Source organism: Geitlerinema sp. PCC 7407, assembly GCF_000317045.1.
GTDB lineage: Bacteria > Cyanobacteriota > Cyanobacteriia > PCC-7407 > PCC-7407 > PCC-7407.
On sequence record NC_019703.1, the window covers coordinates 2,882,517 to 2,897,717 of the forward strand.

Genomic DNA, 15,201 nt, shown 5'->3' on the forward strand with positions numbered 1-15,201 from the left:
ACTGCACGCACCGTCGATGTCCAACGTTCCATGTCTGACTTGTCATCTCCTTCGCCTGCGTCCGACGCGACCCCCAGTTTCATTTCGCCGGTCCTGATGGCGACTGAGCGGCCCACCACGCCGCCGGTTCGCCTGGGAGTGCTGGCCTCGGGCAGCGGCAGCAACTTCGAAGCGATCGCTCAGGCGATCGCCGACGGCAAGCTCCACGCCCGCATCGAGGTGATGGTTTACAACAATCCTGGGGTCAAGGCCGTCGCGCGGGCCGAGCGCTGGGGGATTCCGGCGGTGCTGGTCAACCATCGCGAGTTTTCCCAACGGGAAACCTGCGATCGCAAGATCGTGGAGACCTTGCGGGAGTACGGGGTCGAATGGGTGATCATGGCGGGCTGGATGCGGGTTGTGACTCCGACGCTGCTGGATGCTTTTTCCGATCGCATGATCAATATTCACCCGAGTTTGCTGCCCAGCTTTCCGGGGCTGCGGGCCGTCGAGCAGGCGATCGCCGCAGGAGTGCGCGTGTCGGGCTGCACAGTCCACCTCGTGCGCCTCGAAGTCGACAGCGGCCCGATTCTGATGCAGGCTGCGGTTCCGGTCCTGCCCAGCGACACAGCCGAATCTTTGCACGCTCGCATTCAGGTACAAGAGCACCGAATCTTTCCCCAGGCGATCGCCCTCGCCACGCAGCAGGCGATCGCCGGTGGCTGGGACGCCTAGGCCACGAGCAGGGGCTAGGACGACGTCGAGGGCTGTTGCTGCTTCCAAATAAAGCTCGAAAGCAGGTTGGTCACAATGTGGGCCACCACCGGCACCAGCAGGTTGTCCGTGACCAGCGCGCTCAGGCCCAGCACGCCCCCAATCACCGTAGCCCAAATCACGTAGGGCCACTGATTGCGGCCGCTCAGGTGCAGCACCCCAAAGCACGCGCTAGACACCAGCAGCGCAAAGGCATCTAGGCCCAGAGCTGGCAGCATCACGCCGCGAAACAGCAGCTCCTCGCTCAGGCCTGGCAGCAGGCCCAGCCAGATCAAATCCGGCAGCAGCAGCGGCTGCAGCACCATTTGTAAGTAAAAGTCAGTGCTCTGGCGATAGGCGGGCCAGAGCCGGTAAACCCCAGAGCTAGCCACCGTGATCGCTAGGCCCAGGCTCAGGCCCCAGGCCAGAGCCTCGGGAGACCACGTCGTCTGCAAAATCTTGACGGACCCGAGCCACAGCCAGAGACGGGCCACCAGCAACAGCAAAATAGCGGTCACTCCCATGGCAATCAGAACCTGGGTCCGACTCAGGGGCAGCATCTCTGGATCCTCAGGGAACTGCTTATTCACGCGCGTTTTATCTCTTTTCCAGGACAGATACGGGCTGAGAGAAAAGGGAGCCCAAGGGGCGATCGCCGCTTTTCTCTCAGCTCGGTCTTCTCTAGCCTAGCCTTCGAGAGGCTGTAAACGCTGAAGGGTTGGCCCGAGCGCCTGGGGAGAAACGCCCGCGCGATGGGCGGCCAGCACGCCAATGGCCTCTAGGTAGGAATCCACCGCAATCGCCCGGATGCCCAGCTGCTCCGGCGATACAGCCATGCGCGTGGCATTTTCTCGCACCGCAATGATTTGGGTTTGGGTCTGGGCCAAGCTCAGGACCGCGCTGCCCCCAAAGGCCGTGGCAGGCACGATCAGCGCATCAACCTGATCCGCCGTCAAGTCCGTCGGACGGCGATCACCCATCCCGCGCCCAAACTGCGGCGCCCGGCTCAGCCCCACCAGCACGCAGGGCAAAAACGTGTAGCCCACTTCTTCTGCCGCCGATCGCGGTGACAGCTCTGGATCCAGGGGCAGCGGCAGCAGGGCCGGCGCGTGGGCGCAGGGAATCCCGAAGCGCCGCACCACCAAGTGGCTAATGACTGCCTCAGCTCCGGCCAGGGGATCGACTCCCTGACCGTGGCGATAGGCCTGGAGGGCTTCACTACCCGTATCATCCGGGAAGCGCGCCACCACGGCGATCGCCTCTGCTCCTGCTTTCTGGATCAGCGTCTCCGCCGCCCGCAGCAGGCTCCCGGGATTCTCAATCGTGCCCCAGGTTGCTCCCGACTCCGCTGTCCGCAGCATCACCCCCAGGGGCGCGTCGGTGACGACATAGTCCGTCAGCGTCAGGCCCAGAGTGGCCCGCGCCGCATCCGCCGCCTGCAAGTGTCTGAGCCTCAGCTCAGGCTCAATGGCCTGATCGAGCAGCAAGCCCACCCGATTTTGGTGGGTGGGCCGCAGCGACCAGTGGCCTTGGGCAAACTGGTCTAGCCCATACCCTTCGACATAGAGCGCGTTGGGGATGGGCCAATAGAGCTGTGCCCCATTGAGCACATTGGGATGGGTGATCAGGCAATCAACCACTTGGGCGATCGCCCGCGCTGTCGGCAGCGCATCTCCTGCATAGCCTCCGATCGCTGCTCCGATGCCCGTCGGCACCAGCAGCACTGCTGTATAGGGGCGAGAACCCGGCTTAGGCGTCAGCAACGGCTTCCAATCGGTCAGCTTCGTCCACCACAATGGCCTCTACCTGAGCCACCTGGGTCTCCTCATCCACCGCAGTGACCGCCCAGCGCAGCGGCTCTCCGCGCTCCTGCAGGGCCTGCTCGATGGCCGCATGGGTGGCGGTCGGCGATTCTTGGAGGTTGATTTCTGCCGTGATGAAATGAGTTGTCATTGTTATTTTCTATCCCACACTGACTGTTGATTGGGCCTTTGGGGCGTTAGCCGTTCTGGCCAAACTGGCGCTGGTACACGACTTCCTCTTTTTCCGTCTCGATCTTGAGATCCGAGCGCGGATAGGCCACGCACAGCAGCGCATACCCTTGAGCCATCAGGTCAGGGCTGATGCCCATACCATCGGCCTGATCAACGGTTCCTTCGGTGACCAGCGCTGCACAGCTGGTGCAAACTCCCGCATGGCAAGAGCTAGGAATCTTAATTCCATTCGCTTCTGCCACTTGCAAAACCGTTTGATCTTCGGGCACATTCAGGGTGTAGGAGTTTCCTTGGTGCTGAATTTCGACCGTATACGACTTAGCCATAGAACACGCTCAGTCCAAATTTGTCTCTTAGATAAAACTTGAAAGGCGATCGCAAACTCTGTCCCTTTTCCTGAAGGGAAAAGATTTTTGTCACCCCAGGCTGACTGCTGGGGTTTCGCTTTCCCAAACCCTCGACAATTTGCGATCCAAAAGCTTTGCGAACGCAGGGAAAGCCTTAGCTTTCAGCTTTCTCCAGGGATCTTACCGCGTTTATCCCGCGTTTCACGGCTCCCTGATTCAAGGGACAAAAAATGCGCCTGAAGAAACTCCAGGCGCAGATTCATTTTCCACTGAAGAGGGCTACTTAGCCAGAGCCTCAGCACCGCCCACAACCTCAAGAATTTCTTGGGTAATGGCGGCTTGACGGGCTTTGTTGTAGGACAGCGACAGGGACTTGATCAGGTCCGAGGCGTTGTCGCTAGCATTGTTCATTGCCGTCATCCGGGCTGCAAGCTCGCTCGCAGCAGATTCTTGCAGGGCGCGCAGCAGCTGGTTGTTGAGGTACAGCGGCAGCAGCGCATTGAGGATTTGGACCGGGTCTTGCTCGAAGATCATGTCCTGAGGCAAAGACTGGGTCGGCGTCGTGACTTTTTCGCGCTCCACCTGGAAGGCACCACCGCGGGTGGTCAGGCGGAAGATCTCGTCGTCAGAAGCCTCTAGACCCTGAGGATCAAGGGGCAGGAGGGTTTGTACAACCGGACGAGAGCTAATCAGAGACACAAACTTGGTATAGACCAGCTCAATTCGATCCACCGTTTCCGAAAGAAATAGGGAGAGCAGATGATCGGCGATCGTCGATGCTTCTCCGGCGGTGGGGATTTGCTCCAGGTTGATGTAGGTTTTATCGATGGGCTGCTCGCGACGCTGGAAGTACTGCACAGCTTTGCGACCAACCAGGATAAAACGGTAGTCAATGCCTTCGGCCTTGAGCTCTTGAGCTCGCATTTCGGCGCGCCGGATCACGTTGGTGTTGTACGCACCACAGAGACCGCGATCGCCCGAAATCACCAGAATTCCAACAGTCTTGACCTCACGCTTTTTCAGCAGCGGCAGGTCTGCATCTTCAAACCGCAGTCGGGTCTGCAAACCGTGCAGCACCTGGGCTAGACGGTCGGCAAAAGGCCGGGTGGCGATGACTTGTTCCTGGGCGCGACGAACCTTTGCCGCAGCCACTAGGCGCATCGCTTCAGTAATCTTTTTCGTATTCTTGACCGATTGAATGCGGTCCCGAATGAATTTTAGATTTGGCATGATAGCTTACCTGTGATGAGCGAGCAGCCACTGATTTTTGAGACATGCCGCAGCAGCCTCAAAAATCAGTGGCTCACTGCCTAGCTCCTACGCGGCGGTAGCGAGGAAGGTCTTCTTGCACTCAGCGATCGCATCCTTGAGGAGGCTTTCTGCTTCGTCCGTCAGCTTCTTCTCGTTGCTGACGGTCTCAACAAACTTGGGCACGCTGTTGCGCAGGTAGTCCCGCAGCGTCTTGATGTAGCCCGTGACTTTGTCGAGGGGCACATCGTCCAGGTAGCCATTGATGCCGGTGTAGATGACAGCGACCTGATCGGCCAAGGGCAGCGGAGAGTACTGGGGCTGCTTGAGGATCTCCCGCAGACGCTGACCCCGAGCCAGCTGGTTCTGGGTTGCCTTATCGAGGTCCGATGCAAACTGAGCAAATGCTTCCAGCTCAGCGAACTGGGCCAGCTCGAGCTTGATCTTACCAGCGACCTGCTTCATGGCCTTGGTCTGAGCGGCCGAACCCACGCGGGACACAGAGATACCCGCGTTCACTGCCGGACGCAGACCCGAGTTGAAGAGGTCAGAAGACAGGAAGATCTGACCGTCCGTAATCGAAATTACGTTGGTCGGAATGTAAGCAGAAACGTCGCCTGCTTGGGTCTCGACGATAGGCAGAGCCGTCATGCTGCCGCTGCCGAGCTCATCGCTGAGCTTAGCTGCCCGCTCCAGAAGGCGAGAGTGTAGGTAGAACACGTCGCCGGGATAGGCTTCACGTCCGGGCGGACGACGAAGCAGCAGGGACATCTGGCGATAGGCTTGAGCCTGCTTGGTCAAGTCATCATAAACAACCAGGGTTGCCTTGCCCTTGTACATAAAGTACTCAGCCAAGGTTGCGCCGGTGTAAGGTGCCAGGTACTGCAGGGTAGCGGGATCGTTCGCGTTTGCTGCAACTACGATGGTGTAGTCGAGTGCGCCCTTCTCAGCCAAGACGCCCACAACCTGAGCAACCGTGGAAGCTTTCTGGCCGATCGCGACGTAAACGCAAATAACGTCGCCGCCCTTCTGGTTCAAGATGGTGTCAACGGCAATGGAGGTTTTGCCGGTCTGACGGTCACCAATGATCAGCTCCCGCTGGCCGCGGCCGATGGGAATCAAGGCGTCAATGGCGGTGATGCCGGTCTGCATCGGCTCATGCACGGAGCGACGCTCGATGATGCCAGGAGCAGGAGACTCGATCAGGCGGGTTTCAGAGGTGTGAATGTCGCCTTTGCCGTCGATCGGACGGGCCAGAGCGTCTACTACCCGGCCAACCATCGCTTCGCCCACGGGGATCTGAGCGATCTTGCCAGTGGCGGTGACGGAGCTGCCTTCTTGGATGGTGCGGCCATTACCCATCAACACCACACCGACGTTGTCGGCTTCCAGGTTGAGGGCGATACCGACGGTGCCATCTTCGAACTCAACTAGTTCACCGGCCATGACCTTGTCCAGGCCGTAGACGCGGGCGATACCGTCACCCACTTGCAGAACAGTACCAACGTTGGAAACTTTGACTTCCTGTTCGTACTGCTCGATCTGCTGTCGAATAATGCTGCTAATTTCGTCAGGTCTGATGCTTACCATGGGAGTTGCTCAATCAACAGTATGGTTTTGATATCGTCTGTGTCCGGGTCGGACTAAAGTTGCCTAAAGAAGCGAAGACATGGCGATCGCGGCCATCAGGCATTCATGCCAGACAGTCGCAGAGAGAGACGACGCAGCTGGCCTCGCAGACTAGCATCGACAACTTGCGAGCCAACCTTGATCACAACACCACCAATCAGTTCTGGATCCAAGTTGACCTTCAGCTCTACCTGCTGAGCTCCCGTCATCGCCTTCACGCGATCTTCAATCGTGCGACGCTGCTCTTCAGACACCTCAACCACGCTCGTCACTTCAGCGAGAACTGTTCCGCTAAGCTTGCGAAGCAGCTCCAGAAACTTCTGGCAAATGCCCTGAAGAAACAGAATGCGTCGACGCTCAGCCAGCAGCAGCAGGAAGTTCAGAACGTAAGGATGTACTGTTTCCCCTGCTAGCTGACGCAGGACCGCCTTCTTGGCATCTGCATTGATCAAGGGACTCTCCAGGAACTGCTGCAGATCTTCTGAGCTTGCCAGCAGCTCTTGCAAAAAGCAGATGTCCTCGCCAAAACGCTGGACTTGATCGTTAGACTGTCCCAGCGACATCAAAGCCTCTGCATAAGGCTCTACGATTGCTGCACTATAGCCCTGCATCACCGACCTCCGAGTAGCGCAATGCTGCGATCAACCAGCTGATGCTGGGTCGAATCGCTGAGATTGGTCTTGAGGTGAGCTTCAACTTGCTCAACCGCAAGGGCAGCAGCCCGTTGACGCAACTCCGCCAAGACCTTTTCTTGATTCGAACTTTGTTCTTGAGCAGCCGACTGACGCATGCGCTCCACGTCTTGAGCAGCCTGAGCCAGGATTTCCTCTCTGACCTTCTTGGCACTCTCTTGAGCCTGTTGCTTGATGCGCTCAGCCTCAGCTTGAGCTTGGGCCAGCTTTTGGTTTTGCTCCTCAAGGGCAGCAGCAGCTTTACGCTGACGCTCCTCTGCGGAACGAATCGCTTCTTCAATGCGCGATCGCCGCTCAGTCAAAATTCCACCGAGAAAATTTCGACCAAAATAAACCAGGACGAAAATGATAATCGCCAGGTTGATTAAATTGGTCTCTAAAATATCGAAATTTAGGCCGAAGCCATGCTCTTCAGCAACCTCTGCCAGCTCGGCACCAGCCTGCGTTGCCAGCCATAAAAAAGTCCCCATGATACTCAACCCATAACTGCGCTGCCGACTTACACACTCTCAGGCTGACTTTCCTGAGATCAAGTTTTTGGGGCAATTCAAGGTCAGACTTGGGTCTTGAATGCCCACTCGCTGAACAACCCTTGTCAGAGAAGAAATAACCCTAAGCAGCCAAGTTACCGAGCAGCTTTTGAAGAATTTCACGGCTCAGACTATCCACTTGTTGCTCAAGGGAACTCATCGCTGCTTGTTTCTGCTGCTCCAATTCCTTCTGGGCTTGCTCGCGCTGGGCTTGGGCTTCGCGCTGGGCTTCCGCTAGTTGGCCTGCCGCCAGCTTGTCCGCTTCAGACTGAGCCGCTGCGATCGTGGCTTGAGCCTGCTTACGAGCAGACGCTAGCTCCTGTTCGTACTGCGCCGCCAAGCGCTCGGCTTTTGCCAAACGCTCACGGGCTTCGGCTTGCGTCGTGCGGACATAGCTGTCACGCTGATCGATTGCGTTACCAATGGGTTTATAAAAAACCGCGTTTAGAACTGCTGCCAGCAGCAAAAACTGCACCGCCATCAAAGGGAGCGTGGCGTCGAAATCGAACAACCCCCCCTCAGTAGCGGTTTCGGCAGCCAGAAAAATCCATTGCGTCATCATTTGGTCACCCGTTTTCCCTGGAGGGGACAAAACTCCTCAATGCGCTGCGCTCGAAACTCAACAGGAGGCGTGGAAGACTCCGAAAGAATCTTCCACGCCTTTTGCTAAAGCTTAGGCAAAGGGGTTAGCAAACAGCAGAACCAGGGCAACGACCAGACCATAGATCGTCAGCGCTTCCATGAAGGCCAAGCTGAGCAGCAGCGTGCCGCGGATCTTACCTTCTGCTTCAGGCTGACGAGCGATACCTTCTACAGCTTGACCAGCAGCATTACCTTGACCGATACCAGGGCCGATAGCAGCCAGACCGATAGCAAGAGCAGCGGCCAGAACAGAAGCAGCAGCAACCGTTGGATTCATGATTTTCCCTACCTTAAGAAGATGGAACTAACAGATTGGATGTCTACAGCTAGACACACGTTTGCAATGCCGCACGAAATCAGCGATCGCAGCAATCCACGCACCCGGAATTACCGCTGGCTCGCAGAGCTGTGCAAGCTAACTCAACTGAGGACGCTTACGAATGCTCCTCATGCCCTTCATGACCATGCCCCTCCATGGCTTCCCCAATGTAGGCCGCAGCAAGGGTTGCAAAGATCAGCGCCTGAATTGCGCTGGTAAACAGACCCAAGGCCATTACCGGCAGCGGAACAAACAGGGGAACCAGAAGCACCAACACCGCCACAACCAGTTCATCGGCAAGGATGTTACCAAACAAACGGAAGCTTAGGGAGAGAGGCTTGGTGAAATCTTCTAGGACATTAATCGGCAGCAGAATCGGCGTGGGCTGGACGTACTTGGCGAAGTATCCAATGCCGCGCTTACTGATGCCAGCATAGAAGTATGCCAGAGAAGTCAGTAGCGCCAATGCAACTGTCGTATTAATGTCGTTCGTGGGTGCGGCCAGCTCGCTCGCCGGAAGTTCAACGAGCTTCCAAGGAATCAAAGCGCCGGACCAGTTAGCCACGAAGATAAACAAAAACAGCGTACCGACAAAAGGCACCCAAGGACGATATTCTTTCTCGCCAATCTGGTTTTTGGCAAGGTCCCGGATGAATTCCAAGGCATATTCCATAAAGTTCTGGAAACCGCTTGGAATTCTCTGGAGATTGCGGCTCGCCGCAAGCGAGGCAATTACGAGCACTGCAATCACAAACCAGGAGGTCATGATGACCTGACCATGGACCTTGAGACTGCCAATGTGCCAGTAAAAATGCTGACCGACTTCTAGCTCGGCCAGTGGCAACTGTTGTAAAGTGTCCAGAAAACTCAGCATTTGCATGGAAGAGGGTTCCCCAGAAATCTAGCGCGGAGAATTCTCAGGCATATCTCTCCCAATTCATCGAGAATCGGGCAGAAACGTAATTCTGAGCGTGTAAATGATGAGGGCGGCTTTGTAGGTGAGGAAACCCAGAAAAATGGGTATTATCTCTAGTTGATCTAGACGAGTTGCTAATATAAACAGCCCGATAAATAGCGCAAATCGAGTTTTCCCGATTTTGCTATTTTCCTTCCCTAACCGCTCAACATCCTTTGCCAACATTCTCAAGTAAACCACACCTGTGCACGCGCCCAACAAATAATTGAGTGCGGTATTCAGGGAGTAGGCAAACCACGCGGAAATAAAAATGATCCCGGTCAATACAGCGGTAGCAATATAGAGCTCCTGCTGAAGCCGATAGTACTCTTGCATTGACGATGCTGAGTTTTGCGCAGGGTCGTTTGTCTCTGCGCTGTCCTCGGGCATAGCGGTGGTTTCGGGAGATGAGTCAGGCACGCTCAGATTTGAAGCCGATTGAGGTCAATCGCCTGATGGTTGCAGGCCACGAGACATCATACCACGGGGCGGTAACAATACTTAATAGCCTGGTTTAGGGCGGATAAATTTTGCAGGAAGGCCTAGTTTTTTGGGGTGAGTAAGATGAGCTGCTTGTCAAGTAGCGATCGCGCTTCTTGAGGCGTTGTTTCAGTGGCTTGGCAAATTTCTGCGAGCGATCGCCCGTGGACGCGATTAGCGTCGCAAGCTTCGAGAAGGCGAAACTCCTCAGCTGAAAGATTAATAATTTGGTAGTCGCAATTGAACAGGCACTGGCTAGGCCAGCCGTCCATACAAGGATGACGCTCCGGAATTGCCGCCATGAGAGCATCTTCCTGAGACCAGTCTGAGCGAGTAAACGGCGGCTTGGCCAAGAAAAATTCGTAGTGAGTGACGGCTTCGGGGTTGAGCAACTCTATCAGACGATAGCGCTGGCGATCGGGCAGGTGAGCGGCTCGCGCCAAAATGTCTGGATTGGCTCCCACAAGAGTGGACAAGTCCCACTGGCGAGGGTTGGAAAAACCCAGAAATTCCAGGCCAGAGGCATCAATCAGCTCGAACAGCGTTTCGATGTTGTAGTCAATCTCTTGGGGATGAACGTACATATCGGCAAAGCATTCATCCCGCTGGTTTTCCATGGCCCAGCGCTCATTTTCCCGCCGCACCAGGCGATTGTTTTCGGGCAAAGCCGCAAACAGAGCGCGGCCCAATTGCACACCGTCGCGATAGTCGCCCCGGCGATCGCCCTGGAGTAGGGCGATCGCTCGCTGCATGAGCTGAATTTCCCAGCGGCCCAGCTCAGCATAGACAAAAATATGCATGATGCCGCCCGGCGCCAGCTTCGCGGCCAGGGCCTGAATGCCCCGAATCGGATCTGGTGTATGGTGCAGCACCCCCACACAATTAATGAGATCAAACTGCCCCGGCAGCTGCTCAGCATCAAACAAGCTGAGGTGGTGAAACTCGACCCGATCGGCTCCCGACCGGCGGCAGCGCTCCTGGGCAACGGCCAGCGCCCCAGCACTCAGGTCAATCCCGGTCACCGACACCTCTGGATTGAGGTGCACCAGGTACTCTGTTCCCACCCCTGTGCCACATCCCGCATCCAAAATGCGGACCTGCTGGGTTTCAGGCTTGCGTCCCATACAAAACGCGTAAGCCGCCGACCAATTCCAGCGCCAGTTGTAGCCTGGCGGGGGTTCGTCAAGCAGCGGCTCAGGCGGAAACGGGTAGGTATCGTACAGCTTGGCCACCGAGGCACTAATGGATTGAGAGTCTGACATCGGACCTTGAAACGCGGCAACTTCTGAGTGTACCGAAGAGACCTAGCTCAACGCGATCGCCCTCAAGCGTCTCCCTCAAAAGGCGATCGCCCTCGAATCGCTCCTATCCAGCCCGAAACGCTTCCTGTGTTAAAACACATCACAAATTCTTGCGAAACGTCCTGCTCTCATCTTCCTAAAGGCAGAGCCCCAAACAGTTCGCCCATCTGGAATTGCCAGAAAAGTAACAAAACTTATACCGCCTCTCAGGTAACCTGGCGTAGTCAACTACAATCGCACTGTAAATCAAGGCCAGCACTTCGACACACTTTGTAATAAACAACTGTGGGGCGTCCGAAACGTTCTAATCTAAAAGCTGGGCTGGCTAACCACAGGCAGCAGTGTGTGCGAACTTCATTGCCTAGAGCCCACTTTATAACAGCAGAAAAAATTACTGCTGAAAGGCTGCCAGGTGGCACTCTGGTCAGGTTTAACGCAGTTAATGATCTGAAGGGAGCTTTTGAGATCTAATGAGTGTTAAGGCAAGTGGTGGAAGCTCAGTTGCACGTCCGCAACTTTATCAAACCGTTCCTGTTGCGACCATTTCCCAAGCTGAACAGCAAGACCGCTTCCTAGAGCGCGGCGAGCTAGGCGAGTTAGCCAGCTTCTTCAGCTCTGGCACCAAGCGTCTAGAAATCGCAGAAACGATTACTCGCAATTCCGAACTCATCGTTTCCCGCGCCGCCAACCGGATTTTTGTCGGTGGCTCTCCCATGTCTTTCTTGGAGAAGCCCAAGCAAGAACCCGTCATGAGCATGGCCGGGACCGTCGTGGACACCCGCGAAGCCATGAAACTCGGAACCGCCACCTACGTCGAGAGCGGCGGCGGCTTCCTTGAAGGACTGCGATCGCTCTTTAGCGCTTCAGGGAGCGGTCCCACCCCCAGCGGCTTCCGTCCAATCAACGTCGCTCGCTATGGTCCCAGCAACATGCAGAAGTCTCTGCGAGACCTGAGCTGGTTCCTGCGCTACATCACCTACGCCATCGTTGCTGGCGACCCCAACATCATTTCCGTCAACGTCCGGGGCCTGCGCGAAATCATCGAGAACGCCTGCTCCGGCGAAGCAACCCTCGTTGCGCTCCAGGAAATGCGCCAAGCTTCCCTCGGCTACTTCCGCAACGACAGCGACGCATCCACCATCGTGGGTCAGTACTTCGAAGTACTCATCAACGAATTTAGCGCCCCCAGCCCCTCCAACAAGCTGCGGCAGCGTCCCTCTGGAGACCTTCAGGGCCTTCAGCTACCCCAAATTTACTTCAACTCCTCCGAGCGCCGGCCCAAATTTGTCATGAAGCCCGGCCTCTCCTCCAGCGAGAAACAGGCCGTAGTCCGGGCCGCTTATCGACAAATCTTTGAGCGAGACATTACCCGCGCCTACAGCCTTGGCATCTCCGATCTCGAGTCCAAAGTCAGAAACGGCGAAATCTCCATGAAGGAGTTTGTCCGCCGTCTAACCAAGTCACCTCTATATCGGAAGCAATTCTACGAGCCCTTCATCAACAGCCGGGTGATTGAGCTCGCCTTCCGTCACATCCTGGGCCGCGGTCCTAGCTCTCGCGAAGAAGTCCGCAAGTACTTTGCCATCATCTCCAACGGTGGTCTACCGGCCCTCGTAGATGCTCTGGTTGACTCCTCCGAGTACTCCGACTACTTCGGCGAAGAAACCGTCCCCTACCTGCGTGGCCTGGGTCAAGAAGCCCAAGAGTGCCGTAACTGGGGTCCCCAACAAGATCTCTTCAAGTACAGCGCACCCTTCCGCAAAGTTCCTCAGTTCGTTACGACCTTTGCCGACTACGACCAGCCGCTGCCGGATCAGCATCCCTACGGCTCTGGTAATGACCCGCTGGAAATCCAGTTCGGAGCCATCTTCCCGAAAGAAACCCGCAATCCCAGCACGCGGCCTGCTCCCTTCGGCAAAGACACTCGCCGAATCCTCATCAACCGGGGCGCTGGCATCAACAACCAGCTCAGCAACCCCGCAGCCCGTGGCGTCGCCCCAGGTTCCCTGGGTCCCAAAGTCTTCAAGCTCGACCAGCTTCCCAGCTTCGGCGGCAAGAAGTACGACAAAAACGCCAGCGTCAAATTTTCTGAGAGCTCGACTCAGGCCGTCATCCGCGCAGCTTACCTGCAAGTCTTCGGCCGCGACGTCTACGAAGGCCAGCGTCTAAAGGTTGCAGAAATCAAGCTGGAAAACGGCGAAATCACCGTTCGTGAATTTGTCCGCCAGATTGCCAAGTCGGACCTGTTCCGCAAGATGTACTGGTCCTCGCTGTACGTCACCAAGGCAGTCGAGTACATCCACCGCCGCATCCTTGGCCGTCCTACCTATGGTCGCCAAGAAGTCAACAGCTACTTCGATCTATGCGCCAAGAAAGGCTTCTATGCCCTGATTGACGCCATCCTCGACAGCAAAGAGTACAGCGAAGCCTTTGGAGAAGATACCGTTCCTTACGAGCGCTATCTGACGCCCGGCGGCTACTCAATGCGCTCTCTGCGCGTCGGCAGCATTGCTGACCGGGGTGCTCGAGCTGAGGAAGAGACCACGCCGCGCTTCGTTGAGCTGGGCGCTGTCACCAGCATGCGGACCCAGCCCGACATCGACTTCCGGATCAACCAGGGGGTCACGAAACAGCGGGAGCAAACCAAGGTCTTCAAGCTGACCAGCACCGAAGACAAGCAGCAGCTCGGCGCCGTGATTAGCGCAGCCTACCGGCAAATCTTCGAGCGCGATGTTGCTCCTTACATTGTCAACAATGAGTTCAGCGGCCTCGAGAGCAAGCTGGGCAACGGCGAAATCAACCTGAAGGAATTCATTGAAGCCTTGGGTGGCTCCAGCCTGTACATCAAGGAGTTCTATACGCCCTACCCGAACACGAAGGTGATCGAGCTGGGTACGAAGCACTTCTTGGGTCGCGCTCCCGAAGACCAGAAGGAGATTCGCAAGTACAACCAGATTCTGGCTAGCGAAGGGATTCGCGGCTTCATTGGCGCTATGGTCAACAGCGCTGAGTACGCCCAAGCCTTCGGAGAGGATACGGTGCCTTACCGTCGCTTCCCGACGCTGCCGGCAGCGAACTTCCCCAACACCCAGAAGCTCTACAACCAGCTCACCAAGCAAAACAAGGACTTGGTTGTGCCTAGCTTCGACACGGTGAAGCCTCGCATGGATGCCACCAAGATGCCGATTATGGCGAAGACGATGGCGGACATGGCGGCTCAAGCGCGCAAGCGGGACATGAGCAAGCCGCTGTTTGTGGAACTCGGCCGCTCTCTCAACACGGATGGCTCTGGTCAGTCGGTTGAGGTAGGGGTTGGCACGACCCGTCGTAAGCCTGCTCGGATTCACCGGATGAATCCGGGAATGACCCAGGCTGAGAACGAGCTGGTGATCAATGCCATCTACTGCCAAGTGATGGACGTCTTCAGTGGTCAGGTTCCGGCAGAGTACCGCCGTTCGGATCTCGATAGCCGTCTGCGCAATGGCGAAATCTCTGTGCGGGAGTTTGTCCGGGAGCTAGCTAGCTCGGATATCTACCGTCGCCGGTTCTACACGCCTTATCCGAACACGAAGGTGATTGAGTTCTTGTTCCGTCACCTGCTCGGCCGCGCCCCTGCAACCCAGGGTGAGATTCAGCAGTACAACAAGCTGCTGGCTGACAATGGTCTGCGGGCCGCTGTGGAGGCGCTGACCGAGGGCGCTGAGTATGCACGGTACTTTGGCGAGGATGTGGTGCCTTACAAGCGCTTCCCGGCGCTGCCTGCGGGTAACTACCTGGGCAGTGTGAAGGCGGATACGGACCTGGTGAAACAGTCTTGGTCTGATCTGTCTCCGTCTTACCTGGGTGGCCGAGTGGGCGATCGCTAGCGCCGCTAGTTACCGAAGTTGATGTCCTTGGAAATTTTTGTTGCAAATCCCAACAATTTTTCCAGGGGCACTCAGACTGACACATTCGCCATCGAATCTCTTCGCTTGACTTGTTAGAGCAAGGCAGCGCTGGCCTTCTGGCTACAGCGCTGTCGCGAAACCAGTCAGTACTAGCTCTCTAAAGTACTGACACAATTGGAGTTGTCCTGAATCAGCGGCGGCTCCAATTGTTTTGTTTTGCGCCACAAGCTGAGGAAAAACATTACAAACTGTTGCGTTGCGCTCCGTAATGTGAACGCCATGCCGCAAAATAATTCCGGAAGGTAGCTGAATTAGTAACCTGCCTTACTCGGTTACTTCTGGCGACGAAGCACGAGCAGTTAGCGTCAGGCTAGCGAACTCCTCCCGACTTTTGTCTGAGATGGATTGCAGAGGCTAGCGTCGGTTCGGCTACTGCGCTGATTGC

At 56.4% G+C, this 15,201-nt stretch carries 15 protein-coding genes; 2 read left to right on the top strand and 13 right to left on the bottom strand.

Annotation, left to right across the window (positions count from 1 at the left end):
- Positions 1-30: 30 nt before the first annotated feature.
- Positions 31-714 carry a phosphoribosylglycinamide formyltransferase gene (gene purN, locus GEI7407_RS11685; RefSeq protein WP_015172387.1) on the top strand — a complete coding sequence of 228 codons (684 nt, stop codon included), beginning with the start codon at positions 31-33 and terminating at the stop codon, positions 712-714.
- A 14-nt stretch (positions 715-728) separates the two neighbouring features.
- Here the strand turns inward: purN and GEI7407_RS11690 are convergent, their stop codons facing one another.
- The 13 genes from GEI7407_RS11690 to GEI7407_RS11750 all read right to left on the bottom strand — a co-directional run bounded on the left by GEI7407_RS11690 (position 729) and on the right by GEI7407_RS11750 (position 10,830).
- A complete protein-coding gene (locus GEI7407_RS11690) occupies positions 729-1,322 on the bottom strand; it encodes a CPBP family intramembrane glutamic endopeptidase (protein ID WP_015172388.1) in 594 nt (197 codons plus the stop codon).
- A 96-nt stretch (positions 1,323-1,418) separates the two neighbouring features.
- Entirely contained in the window at positions 1,419-2,495 is a 1,077-nt protein-coding gene (locus tag GEI7407_RS11695; protein WP_015172389.1) for a DUF3326 domain-containing protein, read from the bottom strand.
- Positions 2,482-2,685, bottom strand: coding sequence for a hypothetical protein (locus tag GEI7407_RS11700; protein ID WP_015172390.1), 204 nt, complete (start codon positions 2,683-2,685; stop codon positions 2,482-2,484). Before GEI7407_RS11700 ends, GEI7407_RS11695 begins: the two co-directional genes overlap by 14 nt.
- 46 nt (positions 2,686-2,731) lie before the next feature.
- Complete coding sequence (locus GEI7407_RS11705; protein ID WP_015172391.1) at positions 2,732-3,052, bottom strand: 2Fe-2S iron-sulfur cluster-binding protein; 321 nt, start codon at positions 3,050-3,052, stop codon at positions 2,732-2,734.
- A 300-nt stretch (positions 3,053-3,352) separates the two neighbouring features.
- A complete protein-coding gene (locus GEI7407_RS11710; RefSeq protein WP_015172392.1) occupies positions 3,353-4,303 on the bottom strand; it encodes a F0F1 ATP synthase subunit gamma in 951 nt (316 codons plus the stop codon).
- A gap of 87 nt (positions 4,304-4,390) precedes the next feature.
- Positions 4,391-5,911 carry a F0F1 ATP synthase subunit alpha gene (gene atpA / locus GEI7407_RS11715; protein ID WP_015172393.1) on the bottom strand — a complete coding sequence of 507 codons (1,521 nt, stop codon included), beginning with the start codon at positions 5,909-5,911 and terminating at the stop codon, positions 4,391-4,393.
- A gap of 95 nt (positions 5,912-6,006) precedes the next feature.
- Positions 6,007-6,561 (bottom strand): ATP synthase F1 subunit delta, encoded by a 555-nt coding sequence (gene atpH, locus GEI7407_RS11720; RefSeq protein ID WP_015172394.1) that lies wholly within the window; start codon positions 6,559-6,561, stop codon positions 6,007-6,009.
- Positions 6,561-7,112, bottom strand: coding sequence for a F0F1 ATP synthase subunit B (locus GEI7407_RS11725; RefSeq protein WP_015172395.1), 552 nt, complete (start codon positions 7,110-7,112; stop codon positions 6,561-6,563). Before GEI7407_RS11725 ends, atpH begins: the two co-directional genes overlap by 1 nt.
- 142 nt (positions 7,113-7,254) lie before the next feature.
- Entirely contained in the window at positions 7,255-7,731 is a 477-nt protein-coding gene (locus GEI7407_RS11730) for a F0F1 ATP synthase subunit B' (protein WP_041268992.1), read from the bottom strand.
- Positions 7,732-7,845: 114 nt separating this feature from the next.
- Entirely contained in the window at positions 7,846-8,091 is a 246-nt protein-coding gene (gene atpE, locus GEI7407_RS11735) for an ATP synthase F0 subunit C (protein WP_015172397.1), read from the bottom strand.
- A gap of 157 nt (positions 8,092-8,248) precedes the next feature.
- Positions 8,249-9,013: a F0F1 ATP synthase subunit A gene (gene atpB, locus GEI7407_RS11740; RefSeq protein WP_015172398.1), complete on the bottom strand. Its 765-nt coding sequence runs from the start codon at positions 9,011-9,013 to the stop codon at positions 8,249-8,251.
- A gap of 57 nt (positions 9,014-9,070) precedes the next feature.
- Positions 9,071-9,478 (bottom strand): ATP synthase subunit I, encoded by a 408-nt coding sequence (locus GEI7407_RS11745; protein ID WP_015172399.1) that lies wholly within the window; start codon positions 9,476-9,478, stop codon positions 9,071-9,073.
- Positions 9,479-9,630: 152 nt separating this feature from the next.
- On the bottom strand, positions 9,631-10,830 hold the full coding sequence (locus GEI7407_RS11750; protein WP_015172400.1) for a class I SAM-dependent methyltransferase: 1,200 nt from the start codon (positions 10,828-10,830) through the stop codon (positions 9,631-9,633).
- Between the two features lie 509 nt (positions 10,831-11,339).
- On the opposite strand from GEI7407_RS11750, the gene GEI7407_RS11755 reads away from it, so the two are divergent.
- A complete protein-coding gene (locus GEI7407_RS11755; protein ID WP_015172401.1) occupies positions 11,340-14,735 on the top strand; it encodes a phycobilisome rod-core linker polypeptide in 3,396 nt (1,131 codons plus the stop codon).
- Positions 14,736-15,201: the final 466 nt, after the last annotated feature.